Raw genomic sequence first — 20,753 nt, forward strand, 5'->3', positions numbered from 1 at the left:
TGTTTTCCCAATTGTCTTATTGGATTACAGGGGCAATCCATCCCGTTATTGAAAAAACATTCAACCATATGTCTGACGCCAGGGTCCACTATCTCGTTACGCGATTTTTTGAAGGTTCCATTACCGGTACGGAAAAGGAAGAGCTGGCTGCATGGGTGAACCAGGCGGAAGGGGATGACGTGTTGAAGAAAGAACTGGAACAAGCCTGGGACCGGTACGAACCCGATGCCGCGCTGAATGAACAGGCAGATCCCGCCCTGGACCGCATCATCGCCAACCTGTACGCCAACGCGGGGGAGGACGAAGCCGGTAATGCCAGGCCGGCGCGGTTCCGTTTCCTGAAACGTTTTGCCGCCGCTGTGATCCTCGTTGCCGCCGGCGCCAGTCTTTATTACTGGTACCAACCCGGTTCAAAACAGGAAACCGGAACAGCTGCAATAGTCAACGATGTGCTGCCCGGCAGCACCAAAGCTGTGCTTACGCTTTCCAACGGCCAGCAGATCGTGCTGGACAATGCAGCAGACGGCGTCCTGGCGCAACAGGGCGGCACCAGCATCAGCAAGCAGGCCGGCGGCCAGATCGTATACAACGCCAATGGCGAGGCCAGCGGGGAAGTGCTCTACAACACCATGAGCACGCCCAGGGGCGGGGAATACCAGCTCACCCTGCCTGACGGCACGAAGGCCTGGCTCAACGCCGCATCATCCATCACTTATCCCACCGCATTTACAGGCCATGAACGCAGCGTGCGGATCACAGGCGAAGTGTACCTGGAAGTGGCCAAAGACAAACGCAAACCCTTCCTGGTGCAGGCAAACGATGTGAAGCTGGAAGTGCTGGGCACACATTTCAACGTAAATGCCTACGGCGACGATAAGACCGTGCGCACCACCTTGCTGGAAGGCAGCGTGAAAGTGAACGCAGGAGGCAACAGCCGCGTGATCGCGCCCGGCCAGCAGGCGAAAGTGGCGAAGGGCGGTACAATGACAGTAGATGCCAATGTGAATATAGCGGAAACAATGGCCTGGAAGAACGGTCGTTTCGTGTTCGAAGGCGCCTCCATCGAAACGGTTATGCGCCAGCTGAGCCGCTGGTACGACGTGGAAGTGCAGGCGGTCGAAGATGTGGACGACCTGTTTTTCGTGGACGTGCCGCGCAATAAAAAAATATCGGATGTGCTGAAAGCACTGGAATTGACGGGGAAGGTGAAGTTTAAGATCGAAGGAAAAAAAATAATGATACTGAAATAAAAAGAAGGTCCGGTAAGATCGGAATAAAAACGCGCCCTGCCTGGTCCGCAGGGCGCTGAAAACGTCCGAGCTTATCCAATTATCCCGTTATCGAAACACAGTTTTATTGGTTCACTCAAACTATGCAAATCTATGCATTTAAAGCTCCTTTGTGCCTTCCTTCCGGAGGGTTTTAACAAAAAAATGCGGGTTATGAAACTCACCGCTGTACTACTCTTATCCGTTTGTATGTGCGTTAGCGCAAAAAGCATCAGCCAGACTGTCACGTTATCTGAAAAGAATGCCCCGTTAGACAAGGTATTCCGCGAGATCAAAAAACAAACAGGATACACGTTCGTTTACACCGCGAAGCAACTGGCGAAATCAGCGCCGGTCACGCTTTCCGTGAAGAACACCAACATCCGCGAGGTGCTGGACATCTGCTTCCGCAACCAGCCGCTCATTTACACACTGATGGACGACATGGTGATCGTAAAAGAAAAAGCTGTGTCTGCCGCCATTGTCATGGCAACAGAAGCCGCGGCCAAACCGCCCATCAAAGTGAAAGGAACTGTGAAAGACGCCACCGGCGCGCCTTTGATCGCTGCCACGGTAGTGATCAAGGGCACCCAGAAAGGAGTGCTCACCGACGCCAACGGCGCTTTCCAGATCGAAGCGGAAAGCAATGCCGTGCTGGTGATCTCGCTGCTGGGATTCCAGTCTAAAGAAGTGCCGGTTACCCAGGAAGAAATTTCCGTAGTGCTCGAAACCAAACAAAGTGACCTGGAACAGGTGGTGGTAGTGGGTTACGGCGTACAGAAAAAAGTAAACCTCACCGGTTCCGTCGCTACCGTCAATTCCAAACAGCTGGAAAACAGGCCGGTAACCAGCGTGTCTAACGCCTTGCAGGGCACCATGGCCGGCGTGGCAGTGACCGCGGCCAACAGCGGCCAGCCCGGTAAAGACGTGGGCACCATCCGCGTAAGGGGCATCGGCACCCTCAACAACGCCAACGCCATGGTGATGGTAGACGGTGTTATTTCATCCATGAACAATGTGAACCCAGACGATATTGAGACCATTTCCGTACTGAAAGACGCCGCCTCCGCGGCCATTTACGGCTCCCGCGCCGCCAACGGCGTGATCCTCATCACCACTAAAAAAGGGAAAAAAGGCGTGCCGCAGATCGTGTTCAACACCTACGTAGGTAAGCAAAACGCCACCGCGCTGCCCGATTTTCTTCCTTCATGGCAGGCCGCCACACTCTACAACCAGGCACTGAAAAATGAAGGCAAACCCGTTCGTTACACAGACGCCGAGATCGCCAAATTCCGCGACGGCTCCGATCCTTTCAACTACCCGAATACAGACTGGCTGGACATTGCCTACAAAGGCAACGGCATCCAGCAGAACTACTACCTGGGCGTAAGCGGCGGCTCCGACAAGAGCCAGTATTCTTTCTCCCTCGGCATGTACGACCAGAACGGTATCATGAAAGAAACGAACGCCAAACGTTACACCACCCGTTTCAACATCAGCCAGAACCTGACCGACCGGCTGAAAGTATTCGGCAACCTGGCATACACCTATTCCATCACGAAAGAACCGCAGGCCAGCTATCCCGGCGTGCCGGACTTTACGCAGATCATCCGCCAGTTCAACCGCATTTCACCCATTGTTCCTTATAAATACGCCAATGGCCACTACGGCAGCATCGGCGACGGTAACCCCGCCGCATGGCTCGAATCGCCCAGCTACGGCCGCGAGAACTATGCGGACCTGCTGGGGAATGTGGGCGCGGATTGGGAGATACTGAAAGGGCTTCACTTCAAACCCTCCATGGCTTACGTGATGCGTACCGGGGCAACGAAATCATTTGTGGCAGACATCCAGTATTACAACGCCGCGGGGGAGAAGACCTTTTACCAGGGCCCGAACTCCGTTACCGATGGCAACACGACCAACAACGTGGTTACCTTCCAGCACCTGCTGGAATACGGCACTTCCTTCGGCAAACATAACCTGAAGGCCATGGCCGGTTATTTCCAGGAGTACACGAAATATACTTTCAACGAAGGTTACCGCAAGAACCTGCTGAACAACCAGTTGGGCCAGATCAACCTGGGCTCCGCAGACGGCCAGCGCGCTGAAGGTTATGCCTACGAATCCGCGCTGCGTTCCTACTTTGGCCGCATCAACTACGACTTCGACGGTAAATATCTTTTCGAAGCGAACATCCGCCGCGACGGTTCTTCCCGTTTCGCGCCTGATAACCGCTGGAGCAATTTCCCGTCTTTCTCCGCAGGCTGGAACATAGACCGGGAGAACTTCTTCGTACCTGTCAAAGACGTTGTGTCCGCATTGAAGCTCAGGGCTTCCTGGGGTGAGCTGGGCAACCAGATACTCTCCGATAACGGGGATTACCCGACGTATCCGTATTACCCTTACCTGCCTACTTTTAACGCAGGACAGAACTACGTGTTCGGCGGCTCCAACGCGATCATCGGCAACGGCATTGCGCCTGTGAATGGTGCGAATCCTTTGGTGATGTGGGAAACCACGGCTGAGACCAACGTGGGTATAGACGCATCTTTCCTCGGCGGGAAGTTTACGCTTACGGCAGACTGGTTCAAAAAGAACACCCGCGGCATCCTGATAGAACTGCCGATCGGCGCGGCTTACGGGCTGAATGCGCCTACGCAGAACGCGGGTAAAGTAGAGAACAAAGGCTGGGAGTTTACCGCAGGCTACAATGACAGCAAAGGTGACTTCTCCTGGAACGCGACTGCCAACGCTTCCTTCATCAACAACGAGATCACACAATACGTATCAGCCGGTCCTTCCGGCTACACCATCCGGCAGGTGGGCCTGCCCATCAACGCGCTGTGGGGATATGTGGCTGAAGGCATCTTCCAGACCAAAGAAGAAATTGCCGCACACGCCAAACAATCCGCCAACACAAAGCCGGGCGACCTGAAGTATAAAGACCTGAACGGCGATAAGGTGATCGATACCAAAGACAAACAATATCTCGGCAATTACTACCCGAAAGTGACCTACGGCCTGAACCTCGGCGGTGCATGGAAAAGCGTGGACGTGACCGTGTTCTTCCAGGGTGCGGCCGGCGTGAAGACCTACATCGATGCAGGCAAGATAGGGCAGATCAGCGCAAGCTCCGGCAAGCCCACATCCGCCATGCTCAACACCTGGACCGAAAGCAACACTTCCGCGCCGTTGCCCAGGGTACTGTCTACCCAGCAGCAGAACGACCCGTCCAGCATGCCTTCTTCCTTCTGGGTAAAAGATGCATCCTACCTCCGTTTGAAAAACCTCCAGGTGGGTTACACCCTTCCGCAGAGCTTGCTGGACAGGATCGGGATCAAAAAGGCGCGCGTGTTCTACAGCGGGCAAAACATCCTCACCTTCAGCGGGCTGTACGACTGGATAGACCCGGAAGCGCCTTCCACCAGCAGTATCTATTATTACCCGCAGGTGAAAGTGAACACCGTTGGCTTAAACGTAACTTTTTAAGGCTGCATGCAGCAAAAAACGAACACGATGCAAAAGAAATTATTTTATCTCATAGCCATATCAGGCACGCTATTGACGACCGCATGTAACAAAGACTTCCTGGACCGCATCCCGGAAGACGCTTACAGCAACGAATCCCTCTGGACCTCTGAAGCAGACGCCCGCGCGGCCCTCAACGGGTGTTACCGTGACTGGGAGGACAGCTACAACGTGATCTACATGGATTGCGCGTCAGACAATGCTTACAGCCAATTCCTCTGGGAAGGGTATATGAACATCGGCAACGGCTCGCTCACACCTTCAGACGGGAACGTGACCAACCGCTGGAACTTCAAGACCATCCAGAAAGTCAACTGGTTCCTTGAGAACGTAGACAAAACCCCGATGGACGAAGCCCTCAAAACCCGCTTCAAAGCGGAAGCCCGCTTCCTGAGAGCTTACCAGTACTATACGCTTACGCAGCTCTATGGCGACATTCCGCTGGTGCTCAAAACCCTCACCACCGCTGAAGCCAATACCGTAACCCGGACGCCCATCGCCGAAGTGCAAAAATACACCCTCGACGAGCTGGCCGCCATTGCGCCGCAGCTGGAGCCTTCCTATTCCGGTTCCGACGTCGGCCGCATCACGCGCGGCGCCGCTTACGCCCTGCGCGCAAGGCTGGAGCTGTACATGGGCAAGTACGCCGATTGTATTGCAGACTGTGAGAAAGTGATGGGCCTGGGTTATGATCTTTTTCCCAGCTACCAGGACCTGTTCCGCATCCAGAACGAAAACAACGTGGAGGTGATCCTGGATATGCAGTATAAGGAGAACGATTATGCCAACGGCAATATCGGCATCATGCCTACCTCTTCTTCAGGCGGTTGGAGCTCCATTGATCCTACCCAGTCTTTGGTAGACGCTTATGAAATGAAGAACGGCAAACTCATCACCGATCCAATTTCCGGGTATAACGCCAACGATCCTTACGCTAACCGCGACCCGCGCCTTTCAGCCAGCATTATTTACCCCGGCATGATGTACGACGGTAAATATTATAACCCGATAGACCCGGCTTCCAGCGACTTTATGCTGGGAGACAACAATTCCAAGACCGGCTACCTGCCGAAAAAGTTCATTTCTAACCTCTCCGACTATACGGATATGTGGAATACCGGCCTGAACATGATCCTGATCCGTTATGCGGACGTGCTGCTGATGTACGCCGAAGCGAAGATCGAGAGCGGGGTGATAGACAACAGCGTGTATGCCGCTATCGATAAGGTGAGGTTACGCGCCGGCATGCCCGCCACAGACCGCCTGGCATACAACACGCAGGCGACCATGAGAACGCTGGTGCGCAGGGAGAGAAGGGTAGAACTGGCGCTGGAAGGCCTTCGCTGGTACGACATCAAACGCTGGAAGATCGGTGACCAGGTGCGCAAAGGCGCCGTATACGGTGCAAGGCAGGGCAAGGTAGACCCCGCGAATGGTAAAGTGACCTTTACCGCGGATCACCAGCTGGTGGAAAACCGCCTCTTCGATGCAAGCATTCACTACGTTTGGCCTGTTCCCCAAAAGGAAATAGACATCAACAATAAATTGGTGCAGAACCCGAATTACTAACATACGTTCGACAGATCATAAAGGGGCTGTCCTGGCTGAGCCGGGGCGGCCCTTTTGCTTTCACCGCTTATCCAGAATAACAGCTGTAAAAAACGCCGATTGATTATATTTAAACCCATGTGCGTTTACAGGTTATTCATGATCCATTCCGGCTTGATGCTGGCGCTTTTGCTGGCCGGTATTCCCATTGCGGCCGGGCAGACTTTTTCCGTTAATTTCGAAGCGTTTAAGGAAACGCCCCGCCACTACATCTGCTATCAAACACCCGATTCCATCCGCATAGACGGCAAGCCCGAAAGCGCCTGGAATAAAGCCTCCTGGACGGAAGATTTCACAGACATCGAAGGCAGCAGCAAACCTGCGCCCCTTCACCGCACGCGCATCAAAATGCTGTGGGACCAGCAGCATCTTTACATCTTTGCGGAACTTACAGAACCCAATGCCTGGGCCACGCTCCGCCAGCACGACACCATCATTTTCCAGGATAATGATTTCGAAGTGTTCATCGATCCCGACGGCGATACGCACCAGTACTACGAAATGGAGATCAATGCGCTCAATACGGTGATGGACCTCTTCATGCCCAGGCCCTACCGCAACGGTGGCGGAGCGATGCTGAACTGGGACACGAAGGGCCTGCGCACCGCGGTGTACGTGAACGGAACGCTCAACAAACCTGGTGATAAGGACCAATCCTGGACCGTGGAAATGGCGATCCCTTTCAAAGCGCTCGGGGCTTACCGGTCGCGGGCTGTGCCGGAAGACGGCGGCCTGTGGCGCATTAACTTTTCCAGGGTGCAATGGCAGACGGATATTGTCAATGACCAATACGTTAAAAAGCCCCGCACGCCGGAATACAACTGGGTATGGTCGCCGCAGGGCATCATCAATATGCACGCGCCGGAAAGATGGGGCTACCTGCAATTCAGCACTTCATCCACGCCTGTGACTTTTAAAGAACCTGCTACCGTTGCGGCACGGAACGTGCTGTGGGAAGTATATTACCGCCAGCAGCAATACCGCAGGCAGCACAGGCAGTACGCGAAAGACGCTGCCACCCTGGGTTTAACGGAGCTGCCGCTGGCCCCGGCCATAGAAGCGACCTCCTCGCAATTCACCGCATCCGTGAAAGATGCGGGTTTTGAAACGGTCATCAACCAGGAAGGAAAAATCACTTCACGTCATGAATAAAAGAAATTTCATCAAATCGCTGGGGCTTGGAAGTCTTGCCATGATAGAGCCCGGCATTGCCTCCAAAGCCGCCGCTGAGCTGAAGCCCATAACCCCGGCCAAAGTGCAGCACCGTGTGTGGATCAATCCCAATCATAAGGATACGGCCGCGGAACTGAAGCAGCGGTACGCGTCGTACAAGGAAGCAGGCATTGGCGTGATCTATTTTGAAGAAGACAGCGAGCTGCACTACAAAGCCGCGAAAGACGCCGGGATAGCCGCCCACCGCTGGTTCTGGACGATGAACCGGCCCGATAAGGAACTCGTGGCCAAATTCCCCCAATACTTTTCCGAGAACAGGAAAGGCGAATCCTGCGCAGACAAACCGCCTTACGTGGAATATTACCGCTTCCTCTGTCCCAACAAGCCGGGCGTGGCGGATTACCTGAAAGCGCAGGCAGAGCAGATATTGTCCAAAGACTATGTAGACGGCCTCCACCTGGATTATATCCGTTTCGTGGACGTGATATTGCCGGTGAACCTCTGGGCGAAGTACGGCATCGACCAAAGCCGCGAGCTGCCGGAATATGATTTTTGTTACTGCAAATCCTGCCGGGAAAAATACCAGCAGCAATACGGCGCAGACCCGCTAACGATGCAACACCCGGATCAAAGCCCGTCCTGGCGAAAGTTCCGATACGACAGCATTACGCAGATCGTCAGCAATATGGCCGGCGTGGCGCGCAGCCATAAAAAGCCCATCACCGCGGCAGTGTTCCCCACGCCGGAGATCGCAAAGCGGATCGTGCGGCAGGATTGGGTGAACTGGCCGCTGGACGCCGTTTGCCCGATGATCTACCATGGCTTTTACAGCGAAAGCGTGAAATGGATCGGCGATGCGGTGAGTGAAGGCGTGAAAGCGCTGGATGGCCGTTTTCCGCTGTATGCGGGACTTTTCCTGCCGGATTTTAAAGGAAATGAAGCGGATATCAGGGAAGGCATCAGGCTGGCTATCGGGAACGGCGCGGCCGGCGTGTCCATCTTCGGGTCGCTGTCGCCGGAACTGTTGAAGATCCTCCGGGAATCTGCTTCCTGACTGCTGACATACGGTTGTCAAACACCTGTTTTACTTTTGTTGAAAACGGATGCATAATGGAAACATTCAAAGGCAAACCCACCTTTCACCCTAAAAACGCCAAAGAATGGCGCAATTGGCTCAGTAAGCATGGAGAGAAGGAAACAGCGGTCCACGTTATCTTTTACCGTAAAGACAGCGGGGTGGAAGGCTTGCCATACGCAGAAGCCGTTGAGCACGCGCTGTGTTACGGCTGGATAGACGGCTGGGCGAACCGCCGCGATGAAGACTCGCGGTACATCATGTTCACGCCGCGTAAACCCAAAAGCAACTGGAGCAATTCCAACCGCGAACGCGTGGAGAAGATGATCAAAAAAGGACTGATGACCAAAAAGGGGCAGGACATGATAGACCTGGCCAAAGCATCCGGCACCTGGGACAATCTCGTGGATGCGCAGAATAAAGTGATGCCTGCCGATCTGAAGAAATTGTTCTCCAAAAATAAAACCGCCCTGAAACACTTCGAGGCATTCCCGCCTTCCACCAAACGCACGATTTTTGAATGGATCGCGCTGGCCAAAAGGCCGGAAACACGGCAGAAAAGAATGGAAGAAACCGTGGCGAAGGCTGCTGAAAATATCCGCGTGAAATGATCACTGCATACCGGAGAGCATGGCCTTGTAATACTGGATGCCTGAGCTGTCCGGCGCATTGGCCGGGTCATCCACGAAGGTTTGCATGGCCTTCCTGTATGCCTGCCTGAATTCTTCATTGGAGGGGCTGGCTTCAAACGTCCGCCGCGCTTTTTCTACCTGCTCCTTTCTTTCATAGATCTTCCGCATGACCCCATACATCGATTCATCGCTGAGGATCACGAAATTTTTCTCATAACCGGGAATGAACTTCACCGCGAAAGGCTCGCCCATAGGCGGAATGAGTATCTGGTTGCGGACGGGGTAGATAGCGGCGGACATGGTGGAGAATCCTGTTATCACGTCTTTCCCGTCCTGCGTTTTAACCACGGCGTCGTAGTCCCAGATATATTCATCATTCAGCGTGGAATTGGTTTGCTCCGCATGCGTGACCACGGCAGTGCTGCGTACGCCGTAAGCGTTCAGGAACCAGGCGTTGAGCATATGCGCGCAGAAAATATTCGCCATCGGCACGAGGAATGCAAGGATGGCGTAAAACACTTTTTTACGGAGGAGGCCAATGAAAATAAAGATGCCTGCGAGAATGGGAAACGACCAGCCAGGGTGATGGCTAAGGAAAAACAAAACAGTGGATATGGCTTTCATGCCGCTAAAATAAAAAAAAAGGCTGTTTCATCCGAAACAGCCCTGTTATCAAATTGGAAAGGAAATGTCTTCTATTCAGTGCGCAGGCTCTTTACCGGGTTCATCCTGGCGGCCCTGATGCTCTGGAAGCTCACTGTAAGCAAAGTAATGCCCAGCGCGCCGAGGCAGGTGGCGGCGATGATCCAGCCGGAAATCTCCGTGTGGTAATCGTAACGCAGCAGCCATTCCTGCATAAAATAATAAGCCAGCGGCACGGCTATCACCAGGGAGATAATGATCAGCACTACAAAATCTTTGGACATCAGCCGCCATAAAGCAAACACTGAAGCGCCCAGTACCTTGCGCACCCCGATCTCTTTCACCCTTTGCTCCGCCATGAAAGACGCCATGCCGAACAGGCCCAGGCAACTGATGAAGATCGCCAGCACGGCGAAGAAACTGGACAGCTTGCCGATACGCTGCTCCGCCGCGAATTTCTCACCATATTGCTGGTCCACAAACTTATAATTGAAAGGCATGGCCGGGTTGTATTTCTTGAAAACGGCTTCCACCTGCGCAAGGGTCTCTTTCGTAGGTTTCGCAGGATTGAGCCGCGCGTTCACAACGCCGGCCGATTCGGGATCCAGCGTGAACAGTGTCCTGAAGACAGGCTGGTAGGGCGATTGCATCACCATGTCTTTCACCACGCCGATAACGGTATAGGTATGTTCATCTTTCCGGATGATCTCGCCGATAGGGTCTTTCAGGCCCATGAACTTCACGGCGGTTTCGTTGAGGATCATGGACGCGGAATCTGCGAAGTCGCGGGAAAAGTCGCGGCCGGCCACCAGCTTCCATCCTATGGCTTTTCCAAAATCGTGCGACACGTCTACCTGCGCGAAGTTGCCCTGCGCGCCCGGCTGCATGTTCTTCCACCTGAAATCGTTGTTGATGGCGTTGATGTTCGTAATACCGCTGGAAGATTCACCCATGGCCGTTATGGTGCCGGAAGTGATCAGTTCGTGTTTCATCACTTCCAGGTTCTTTTGCACATCAGGGTTGGCAAGGAAAATGGTGATGAGGTTGTCGCGGTCGTAAGCTACAGGACGGTCCTTAGCATGGTTTATCTGCCTGAACACGACAATGGTGCCGATGATGAGCACCACGGATACGGCGAACTGTACCACTACCAGCACTTTGCGCGGAACAGCCGCGAAGCGCCCGGCGCGGAAAGTGCCTTTCAGCACTTTTATCGGCTGGAAGGAAGAGAGGTACAGCGCGGGATAGCTGCCTGCCAGCAAGCCGGTGAACAGGGTGAAACCGAGGCCTATCAGCCAGAACACGGGATTAAGAACAGGAAGCGCGACCCTTTTATCTGCCACATCATTGAACGCGGATAAGCTGCCCAGTACTAACAGCAACGCCAGTACGAAACCGATCACGGCGAGCAACAGCGATTCGCTGAAGAATTGTGCTACCAGCTGCCCGCGGATGGAGCCGATGGCTTTCCGGATGCCTACTTCCTTGGCGCGTTTTTCGGAGCGGGCCGTGCTGAGGTTCATGAAGTTGATGCAGGCCAGCAGCAGCACAAACACGCCGATGATGCCGAACAGCCACACGAACCGGATGCTGCCGCCGGTATTTTTCCCGTTCTTCCATTCTTCGTAAAGGTGCCATTTACGCATAGGATAAATGAACACCTCCGGCTTAAACGCCGCATCCCTGGGGCTTACGTTGCGCATCTTCAGGTCTTTGATCTTCGCGGATACCACGTCAAGATCGGCATTGTCTGCCAGCTGGGCGTATGTTTGGGTGAAATTGGCGCGCCAGGGGTCTTCCAGTTCCTTCACCCAGGTAAAAGTATTGAGGTACAGGCTCCAGGGTACCATGAAGGCAAGACCCCGGAAGGCTGAATTATAAGGCAGGTCTTCATACACGCCGGTCACCTTCACATCCGTCCGCCCGTCGAGCTTGATGATCTTATCCATCGGCTCATCCTTGCCGAAGATCGCCTCGGCCGCGGACGCGGAGAGGAGGATGGAATTGGCGTCCTTCAACCCGCTGCGTGTGCCTTTCAGCATTTTGATCGTGAACATTTCCGGGAAGTCGGCCCCAAGGTAATTCCCCATTTTAAGGACAGAATTCCCGTTGTAGGCCAGGATGTGCTCGTATGGCCAGCCGGCCATGGCGATATATTTGAAATTGTCGCCGTATTTTTCTTTCAGCTCATCCCCCGTCAGGTAAGGCATGGCGGTCTGTGTGCCGATCTCCCCGTTAAAGGTCTGGTGCTGCATGACCTGCACGATACGGTCGTAGTTCTCATGCTGCTTGCTATAAGTCACTTCATCCCATATCCACAGGCCGATCAGCAGTGCTACCGCCATACCGATGGACAGCCCCGCGATGTTGATCAGCGAGAACATTTTGTTCTTCAGGAGATTTCTCCAGGCGATCTTGAGGTAGTTCTTAATCATAAAATCTATTATTCAGTGCGAAGACTTTTAACCGGGTTCATCCTGGCTGCCCTGATGCTCTGGAAGCTGACAGTGAGCAGCGTAATGGCCAGCGCGGCAAGGCAGGTGACAGCGATGATCCAGCCGGAGATATCGGTATGGTAATCGTACCGCAGCAGCCACTTTTGCATGAAATAATATGCCAGCGGCACGGCTATCACCAGCGAAATGATGATCAGCAGCAGGAAATCTTTGGACATCAGCCGCCACAAAGCGAACACGGAAGCGCCGAGTACTTTGCGCACGCCGATCTCTTTCACCCTTTGCTCCGCCATAAATGATGCCATGCCAAACAGGCCCAGGCAGCTGATGAAGATCGCCAGCACGGCAAAGAAGCCTGCCAGCTTGCCAATGCGCTGCTCATTGTCGAATTTGGCGGCGTACATGTCATCCACAAACTTGTATTCGAAAGGGGAGCCGGGAACATGTTTTTTGAATACCGCTTCGATCTGCGCAAGCGATTTAGCCGGAGGCCTGGAAGGATTGAGCTTCAGGTTGAAGACGCCGGTATTCTTAGGATTGAGTGTGAACAGGGTCCTGAATACAGGTTCGTATGGCGACTGCATTACCATATCTTTCACCACGCCTATGACAGTATAGGCACGGTCGTCTTTCCTGACGATCTCTCCCACGGGGTCTTTCAGCCCCATGAATTTAACGGCGGATTCATTGAGGATCAGCGCCGATGAATCGGTCACAAAATCACGGGAAAAGTCCCGGCCGGCAATAAGCTGCCACTTCACTGTTTTCCCGAAATCATGCGAAACATGTACCTGCGCAAAATTGCCCTGCGCGCCCGGCTGCATATTTTTCCAGGTAAAACCGTTATTCACCGAATTGATCGTGGTCGGGCCGCTGTTAGACATTCCTACAGCGGTTACGGCGCCGGAATTGACCAGCTCAGTGCTGATCAGCTCGGATTTATCCAGCATGGTCAGCGAGGTCATAGGAATTTCCAGCAGCCCTTCGCGCTCATAAGCGATAGGCCGGTTCTGTGCATAATGGATCTGCCGGAACACCACGATGGTGCCGATGATCAATATCACCGATACGCTGAATTGCAGCACCACCAGCACTTTGCGCGGCATCGTGGAAAAACGGCCCGCGCGGAAAGTACCTTTTAAGACTTTTATAGGCTGGAAGGAAGAAAGATACAAAGCGGGATAACTGCCGGCCAGCAGTCCTGTAATAAAGGTGAAGCCGAGGCCCAGCATCCAGAATACCGGGTTCTGCAAAGGCAGGCTGACCTTTTTATCGGCCACATCGTTGAATACCGGCAAAGCGCACCATACCAGCAGCAGCGCCAATACGAAGCCGATCGATGCCAGCAGGAGCGACTCGCTGTAAAACTGCGTCAGCAGCTGGCCGCGGATGGAGCCGATCGCCTTGCGGATACCCACTTCTTTCGCGCGTTTTTCAGAACGGGCCGTGCTCAGGTTCATAAAATTGATGCAGGCCAGCAACAGCACAAACGCGCCGATGATACCAAAGAGCCATACAAACTGTATCCTTCCGCCGGTATTTTTCCCGGCTTTCCAGTCGGCGTAAAGATGCCATTTGCTCATGGGGTGCAGGAACACTTCCGGCTTATGGACCTTTTGTTCCGCCCGCACATTCCGCAGCCTGACGTCTTTTATCCTGGCTGAAACAACGGCCGGATCGGCGTTATCAGCCAGCTGGGCATAGGCTTGGGTGAAGTTGGAGCGCCAGGGGTTCTCCATTTCCTTTATCCAGGGATTATTATTGATGTACAGCTGCCAGGGCGCTATGAATTGCAGGTTGCGGAAAGCGGAATTATAAGGAAGGTCTTCGTACACACCCGTTACCTTCACGTCCGACTGGTCGTCCAGCCGGACGATCTTGTTGATAGGATCCGCGTCGCCGAATATGGCTTTGGCCGTGCTGGCAGACAGCAGGATGGAATTGGCGTCCTTCAATCCGTCGCGGGAACCTTTGAGCATGCTGAGGGACAGCATTTCAGGGAAAGCCGGCTCAAAATGATTCCCCGTTTTGAGGAGAGTTTTCCCATTGTAGTCCAGTATGTGCTCGTATGGCCAGTCCGACATTACCACGTGTTTGAAATCACTACCATATTCCTCCCTGAGCTTATCGCCTAACAGGTGAGGCACGGCGGTTTGTGTATTGGTCTCGCCGTTAAAGGTCTGGTGTTGCATCACCTGCACGATACGGCCGTAGTGCTCATGCTGTTTGCTGAAAGTCACTTCATCCCATATCCACAAGCCGATCAGCAGCGCCACGGCCATACCGATGGATAGCCCTGCGATATTGATCAGCGAGAACATTTTGTTCTTCAGGAGATTTCTCCAGGCGATCTTGAGGTAGTTCTTAATCATACTACCGGAGGTCGCGAAGAGGATGCCAGAGTCGCGCATATGTTTGCCTAAGCGAATTATGAATTATTGAAAATTATATATGTCCGGTTTTGGTACAATAGTTGTCCGCTTCAGTAACATGATGAATTGAATCACGGACCATTATCTGCTCAAATTTATAGAAGAACCGCCGCTCAAAAGCAATGATTTCATCATACTCCCGTAACAATTAGGAAACATACTTTCAAGAAATTTCGAACATGAATTGGAAAGAATGGATGCAGCAAATCGATGAGGCACTGTTCATCAGCATTCACCAGGCAGGTTCGCATGAATTCCTGGATACGCTGATGCTGCTGATGCGCAACGCGCTTACCTGGGTGCCTCTGTATCTTTTTGTGCTGATCTACATTATCAGGTACCGCCGCAATAAAGCGGTGATATTCCTGGTGTGCACGCTGATCACCTTTGCCATTGCGGATTACGGCAGCGCCAGCATTTTAAAGCCGATGTTCCAGCGGGTACGTCCCTGCTTCAACGAAGACCTGCAGGCACACCTGCGCAACCTGATCGAATGCGGCGGGCGTTACGGCTTTCCTTCCTCTCATGCTTCCAATCATTTTGCGCTGGCCACTTTCTGGTTCCTCAGCCTCCGCTCCATCGGCATCCGCAGGTGGTGGTGGGTATGGGTATGGGCCCTGCTGATAGGCTATGCGCAGGTATACGTCGGCAAACATTACCCGCTGGACATTGCAGGGGGCGCCATCTACGGCTTCCTGGTGGGCTGGCTTATTTCAAGACTCTTCATCTGGTGGAACCAGTCAGGTTTCAGGCTCATCAGGCACAATCGTCGCCTGGATGCAGTAACTTAGATACATTATGCAAACCTATCCTGCAACAGCCAGGTTCTGGCAGTGTGTAGCCATTATCGTTATTTCGCTTATCCCGGGTCTTTTTACCACGCTCATGGAGCCGGATGCGGCCCTGTATGCGGGCATCGCCAAACAGATAGCCTGGCGCGGCGACTGGGTGAACCTTTTTGCCGACGGGAAGGACTGGCTGGACAAGCCGCATCTTCCTTTCTGGATCAGCGCGCTTAGTTTCAAGATATTCGGGGTCAGCACCTTTGCCTACAAGCTGCCGGCTTTCCTTTGCTGGCTGCTGGGAGCGAGATTTACCTATCTTTTTGCCCGCCATTTTTATGGAGAAGGCGCTGCGCAGATCGCAGCACTGGTTTACCTCACCGCGCTGCATGCCATTATCAGCAGTAACGACGTGAGGGCGGAACCATACCTGACCTGCTTTTTGATCGGCGCGTCGTGGTACCTGGTGAAAGCGATGGGAAATGTGTGGAACATTGTGCCTGCGGCCTTTTTCACGGGCCTGGCCATGATGACCAAAGGCCCGTTCGTGCTGATCCCCATCGGCGGCGGCATGTTGCTGCACTGGGCCATGCAAAAGGATTGGAAACAACTGCTGCAATGGCGCTGGTACCTGTACCTGGTGTTGTGCGGCGTGTTCATACTGCCGGAGCTCTGGTGCCTATGGCTCCAGTTCGACGCGCATCCGCAAAAAACAGTGTTTGACCGGCAGAACGTTTCCGGTATCCGGTTCTTCCTGTGGGACAGCCAGTTTGGCCGTTTCTTCAACACCGGGCCCATCAAGGGCAAAGGCGATCCGTTCTTCTTCCTGCATACGCTGCTCTGGGCCTTCCTGCCATGGAGCCTGTTGTTATACGCCGCTATTTTCCAGCGCTTCCGGAGGCTGCGCCGCGGTGTGGAATGGATTACGCTGGGCGCGGGAATGCTCACGCTGCTGGTGTTTTCCCTTTCAAGGTTCCAGCTGCCGCATTACCTGAATATTTTATTCCCGTATTTCAGCATCCTGCTGGCCGCCTGGCTGTTTGAGCTGGCGGGGGAGAAGAAGGTGTTCATAACGCAACGTATCATATCTGTGATCGTGGTAGTGCTGCTGGCGGCGATCACCGTGCTGTTCCAGCCACCGTACTGGTGGGTGTACATCGTGCTGAGCGCTATCGCGTTCGTAGTGTGGTGGCGTTGGAAGAAGCCGGAAGACGTGGTGCGGGTGAGCGTGCTGGCCAGCGTGTGTGCGGCGGTTTTCCTGAACGTGTTCTTTTACCCGGCGCTGGTACAATACCAGGGCGGATCGGAAACGGCGATGTGGAAGAATAAAAAATTTCCCGGCGAATCAGTACGGTTCTACCTGGTCAATTCCTATTCTTTCGAATTCTACAGCGATGCGCCGGTACTGCGCAGCGACAGCGCGCATGGGCTGGTATACACCGGGCGCGAAGGCCTGGCTTCGCTGGATGAGAAAGGTGTCAGCTATAAAACGGAAGCCGTATTCCCCAGCTACCGCGTCACCCGGCTGGATGGCAAGTTCGTGAACCGCGCCACGAGGGCGAAAGAGCTGGACAGTGTGTGGGTGCTGAGGGTCAGGTAGCCTTCGCCCGCTTGCTGCTGAGCCAGATGCCCGCCAGCACCAGTACGCCGCCTGCCAACTGTAGCGTGGTCAAAGAATCTTTCAGGAATATGAATGCGATCAATGCGCCGATCACGGGGTTCAGGTTCAGGAAGTTGCCCACCTGCGCGGCCGGCAGGTTTTCCAGCGCCTGGTTGTAAAGTGAATAGGCCACAGCCGTAGCGAATATCCCAAGGTACACCATTCCCGCCCAGGCCCTCCATGAAATATCAGGCATGCCATGGACAATGATCTCGTAAGCCGGCAACGGCAGTGATAGCGCGGTGCCAATGAACGTGCTCACTGTTGTGACCAGCACCGTATCCGAATCCTTCACACTTCTCGACAGCAGCGTGTAAGCGCTCCACAGCAACACGGCGCCTACTATCAGGAAGCTCCCCAGCAAAGCGTTCTGCGACTTTTCCGCATTGCCGATAAACCCTACCAGGATGACCCCGGAAACAGATAACACGATCCCCGCAATGGTTCTTTTGCTGAGATGTTCTCTCAAAATAATAGCAGCAGGAATAGCAATGGCCACGGGCACCAGTCCTTCTATGAGCGCTCCCGTGGAAGCGGATACGAGCTTCATGCCTGTATTGAACACGAAATAATACAGCGTAGTGCCTGCCAGGCCCATCAGCACCAGCTTTTTATAAGGAAGCGGCTGTTTCACCTTCCGCCGCCTTACAAGATAAAAAGGAAGCAGCGCCGCGCAGCCAATGAGGTTGCGGATGCCGGCGAACACAAAAGGCGGCACTTCTGTTACGACCAGCTTGGTAACAGTAAAGGAGCTGCCCCAGATGAGCATGACAAATATGATACTGATGAGCCCTTTGGTGTGCTCGGGGAGAGTTAGTTTCGGCATACAGGCTTCCCGGTTAATGGTATCGATAAAGATAAGAAAGCCCGCGGAATTGACAGGTTCAGGGCTGCTTTTTCTCCTGTTGGTGCTGGTTGATCTTTTCCCAGGCCTCCCGCGTAAGCGTTACCAGCTCGTTCTTTTTGCAGTCCCAGATGGAAACGAATTTTTCCGAGATCACGTAATGCTGCTCCCAGCCGGCGTACTTTGCATACAACATCAGTGTACAGATATCCGTTGCCGTGATGTGATAGCCTGTTTCAGGCCGGTGGCTGTGCATAGTTGCCGTGTTGGGTTCTTCTTTTTTGTATTCGATGGGAATGATGTTCCTGTGCAGTTGTTGGGTACTGATCACCTTGTTGTCCTTATCGAAAGTGAGCAGGTAATCATTCCCGAAAACTACCAACCCGCTCACTTTCGGGCCGGTGAGCACATACGCCTTCCTGTAGCCTTTGCCGATAAGTGGGATGGGGTTCAGGTTGGTGTTGTTGTAGAGCCTGAAAATGGTGTCCCGGTTTATTTCCGCAAGGGTGGCCTTGCGAAGCAGGTAGATATCCCGTTCTTGTGCGGTAAAAGCCCGCGCAGCGCTGTCTATCGTTGCCTGCGCAGGATCAAAATTATTACCGAAAGTAATGGCGGCCAGCACCCGCGGCGTGTCGCTGCGGGAGAAGAAAATGCAGGTATGGTGTTCTCCCCCGCTGTACGAAAAATAACCGCCCGGGTTTTCCCGCCGTGGCGCCAGCTTTTCCATAAAGATGTCTGTGCCGTGCCAGGAGGCCATCTCCAGGGCATACAGCATTTTTCCTTCGGCAACAATATCGTCAGGAGTGCTTTGGGCGCGCGTTGTTGTAAAGAACAATACCAGGAGAACAACGGGAATGACTTTCATATGTATACGGATTTTAACACCTGATGCGGGAAAGGATAAATTTCCATAACACCGGTGCAGCGGAAAGATAGGAATTAATCAAACCACATGCTCGCCCAACTTCTCCCTCAATATGTTCAGCGCTTTGCCGATATGTTTTTCAACGGTGTTGACGGAGATATTCATCCGCTGGGCAATGGATTTGTAGGAAAGCCGCTCGAAGCGGCTTAGAGTAAACGCCTCTTTGCATTGCGGGGAGAGGTCGTCTATAATGATATGAAGCTTTTGTTCCAGTTCTTTGGCCTGCAGCATTTCCACGGCCTCGTGGGTAAATATCCCGGGTTGCTCTTCCTGGAGGGAAATGGCGTGTTTGGCCATGATCATGCGGGCTCTCATTTCGTGCAGCACTTTGTTCCGCAGCGTGGCAAACAGGTAAGCCTGCACATTCCCGTGCCGGTCCAGGGTGGGCGCTTTCTCCCAGAAATTGATCAGCACGTCCTGTACTATTTCCTCCACGACAGCTTCGTCCTGTATCCGTTTAAATGCGGCTGCGCACAAAAGCGCGTAATACCGGTAATGTAAAACGGTCAGCGCAGCTTCACTTTTATGAGCAACCTGTTCAAGCAATTCCTGGTCTGTAAGTGAAAAAAGCAAAGGAGTAAAGTGTTTGGCCGGATCAAAATTAGGAAGGGGGATTTTAAGACGAAATCAAGTGTTTGTTAAGAAAACATTATCGTTATATGAAATGCTGAATTATTCCTGCATGCGCATGGCGGTAAGCAGCGGGGTATGCAATATAGATAGTAGCATGGATGAAAAACAATTGATCAAACTCATTGAGAAATATCTTTCCGGGCAATGTTCGGAAGAAGAGAAAACGCAGGTAGAGCAATGGTATGCATCTTCCGGGCAGGAGCAGCCGGCATTTTTTAACGGGGATGCGCAGCTGGTGAAAGATTCCGCCGACCGTTCATTAAAAGCCATACGTGAAAGACTGGCGGTACGTGAACAGGTTGACGTGCCGGAAAAACAAGGCCGGCGGCGGATCATACGGCTCTCCTCGTGGGCGGCAGCGGCCTGTGTGCTGGTATGCGTGTCTGTTATCGCGGGGTTTTACCTGAAAAGTTCCCGCTCTGCCGGTGAATACACGGTGTTGTCTACAAGCATCGGCGAAGTGAAAGAGTGGAAACTGCCAGATGGTTCATCCGTATGGCTGAATGCAGGCAGCAGCATCAGGTTCCCGGCGGGTTTTAATGAACAAACGAGAGAGGTCTACCTCGAAGGCGAAGCTTTTTTTGATGTGGTGCAGGAAGTGAATAAACCTTTTATCATCCATTCCGGCAAGCTCAATACACGCGTGCTGGGTACAGCTTTCACCGTATCGGCCTATCCCGGCGCGGCACTCAGTACCATCACTGTATTGCAGGGAGAAGTACAGGTAAGCGATGCTTCACATGTGCTGGGAAACCTGGTGGCAGACAGGAAAATAGAATACCGGAACGACATCGGGAAAAGCACCGTGGCAGGTGTGGATGCCACTAAGGACGTGGCCTGGAAAGAAAGGAAGCTGGTATTTACGGACCTGCCCATGTCGGATATTTCCATTCACCTGGAGCGCTGGTATGGTTACAGGTTTCATTTTGAGAACCGGCAGCTGAAAGACGTCCGGTTTACGGCCAGCTTTGCCAATACCATCAGCCTGCCTGACCTGCTGAAGCTGATGAAAGAGGCCAGTCATGTGGAATACCGGCTGGACCATCAAACGAAGACAGTAACTTTTTTATAGAACATTCATACAGGAAGACA

The 20,753-nt window shown here is 53.3% G+C and carries 15 protein-coding genes; 9 read left to right on the forward strand and 6 right to left on the reverse strand.

Annotation, left to right across the window (positions count from 1 at the left end):
- Nucleotides 1-68: 68 nt before the first annotated feature.
- From R3I13_RS09090 to R3I13_RS09115, 6 genes are all read left to right on the forward strand, one after another.
- Nucleotides 69-1,250, forward strand: a complete 1,182-nt coding sequence (locus tag R3I13_RS09090) for a FecR domain-containing protein (protein WP_346317613.1) — start codon at nucleotides 69-71, stop codon at nucleotides 1,248-1,250.
- A 192-nt stretch (nucleotides 1,251-1,442) separates the two neighbouring features.
- Nucleotides 1,443-4,760, forward strand: a complete 3,318-nt coding sequence (locus R3I13_RS09095) for a TonB-dependent receptor (RefSeq protein WP_346317614.1) — start codon at nucleotides 1,443-1,445, stop codon at nucleotides 4,758-4,760.
- Between the two features lie 27 nt (nucleotides 4,761-4,787).
- On the forward strand, nucleotides 4,788-6,368 hold the full coding sequence (locus R3I13_RS09100; protein ID WP_346317615.1) for a RagB/SusD family nutrient uptake outer membrane protein: 1,581 nt from the start codon (nucleotides 4,788-4,790) through the stop codon (nucleotides 6,366-6,368).
- Between the two features lie 138 nt (nucleotides 6,369-6,506).
- The gene (locus R3I13_RS09105; protein ID WP_346317616.1) at nucleotides 6,507-7,559 is read left to right on the forward strand and encodes a carbohydrate-binding family 9-like protein; all 1,053 of its coding nucleotides are present in this window, start codon (nucleotides 6,507-6,509) and stop codon (nucleotides 7,557-7,559) included.
- A complete protein-coding gene (locus R3I13_RS09110) occupies nucleotides 7,552-8,634 on the forward strand; it encodes a family 10 glycosylhydrolase (RefSeq protein ID WP_346317617.1) in 1,083 nt (360 codons plus the stop codon). The genes R3I13_RS09105 and R3I13_RS09110 overlap by 8 nt, the downstream gene beginning before the upstream one ends.
- A gap of 56 nt (nucleotides 8,635-8,690) precedes the next feature.
- Complete coding sequence (locus R3I13_RS09115; RefSeq protein WP_346317618.1) at nucleotides 8,691-9,266, forward strand: YdeI/OmpD-associated family protein; 576 nt, start codon at nucleotides 8,691-8,693, stop codon at nucleotides 9,264-9,266.
- On the opposite strand, the gene R3I13_RS09120 is transcribed toward R3I13_RS09115, so the two are convergent.
- The 3 genes from R3I13_RS09120 to R3I13_RS09130 all read right to left on the reverse strand — a co-directional run bounded on the left by R3I13_RS09120 (nucleotide 9,267) and on the right by R3I13_RS09130 (nucleotide 14,796).
- Nucleotides 9,267-9,911, reverse strand: a complete 645-nt coding sequence (locus tag R3I13_RS09120; RefSeq protein WP_346317619.1) for a hypothetical protein — start codon at nucleotides 9,909-9,911, stop codon at nucleotides 9,267-9,269. It abuts the gene before it with no gap.
- 71 nt (nucleotides 9,912-9,982) lie between these two features.
- Nucleotides 9,983-12,364: an ABC transporter permease gene (locus tag R3I13_RS09125; protein WP_346317620.1), complete on the reverse strand. Its 2,382-nt coding sequence runs from the start codon at nucleotides 12,362-12,364 to the stop codon at nucleotides 9,983-9,985.
- An 8-nt stretch (nucleotides 12,365-12,372) separates the two neighbouring features.
- Nucleotides 12,373-14,796 (reverse strand): ABC transporter permease, encoded by a 2,424-nt coding sequence (locus R3I13_RS09130; RefSeq protein WP_346317621.1) that lies wholly within the window; start codon nucleotides 14,794-14,796, stop codon nucleotides 12,373-12,375.
- 200 nt (nucleotides 14,797-14,996) lie between these two features.
- Here R3I13_RS09130 and R3I13_RS09135 point away from each other — a divergent pair, with 200 nt between their 5' ends.
- Both R3I13_RS09135 and R3I13_RS09140 read left to right on the forward strand, forming a co-directional pair.
- Entirely contained in the window at nucleotides 14,997-15,608 is a 612-nt protein-coding gene (locus tag R3I13_RS09135; RefSeq protein WP_346317622.1) for a phosphatase PAP2 family protein, read from the forward strand.
- 7 nt (nucleotides 15,609-15,615) lie between these two features.
- Entirely contained in the window at nucleotides 15,616-17,199 is a 1,584-nt protein-coding gene (locus tag R3I13_RS09140; RefSeq protein ID WP_346317623.1) for a glycosyltransferase family 39 protein, read from the forward strand.
- Here the strand turns inward: R3I13_RS09140 and R3I13_RS09145 are convergent.
- From R3I13_RS09145 to R3I13_RS09155, 3 genes are all read right to left on the reverse strand, one after another.
- Nucleotides 17,192-18,085 carry a DMT family transporter gene (locus R3I13_RS09145; RefSeq protein ID WP_346317624.1) on the reverse strand — a complete coding sequence of 298 codons (894 nt, stop codon included), beginning with the start codon at nucleotides 18,083-18,085 and terminating at the stop codon, nucleotides 17,192-17,194. The two genes, R3I13_RS09140 and R3I13_RS09145, sit on opposite strands and share 8 nt — an antisense overlap.
- A gap of 58 nt (nucleotides 18,086-18,143) precedes the next feature.
- On the reverse strand, nucleotides 18,144-18,968 hold the full coding sequence (locus R3I13_RS09150) for a hypothetical protein (protein WP_346317625.1): 825 nt from the start codon (nucleotides 18,966-18,968) through the stop codon (nucleotides 18,144-18,146).
- A 78-nt stretch (nucleotides 18,969-19,046) separates the two neighbouring features.
- Nucleotides 19,047-19,601, reverse strand: coding sequence for an RNA polymerase sigma-70 factor (locus R3I13_RS09155; protein ID WP_346317626.1), 555 nt, complete (start codon nucleotides 19,599-19,601; stop codon nucleotides 19,047-19,049).
- 91 nt (nucleotides 19,602-19,692) lie between these two features.
- Here R3I13_RS09155 and R3I13_RS09160 point away from each other — a divergent pair, with 91 nt between their 5' ends.
- Nucleotides 19,693-20,733 carry a FecR domain-containing protein gene (locus tag R3I13_RS09160; RefSeq protein WP_346317627.1) on the forward strand — a complete coding sequence of 347 codons (1,041 nt, stop codon included), beginning with the start codon at nucleotides 19,693-19,695 and terminating at the stop codon, nucleotides 20,731-20,733.
- Nucleotides 20,734-20,753: the final 20 nt, after the last annotated feature.

The sequence above is a fragment of the Chitinophaga sp. YIM B06452 genome (assembly GCF_039655965.1).
GTDB lineage: Bacteria > Bacteroidota > Bacteroidia > Chitinophagales > Chitinophagaceae > Chitinophaga.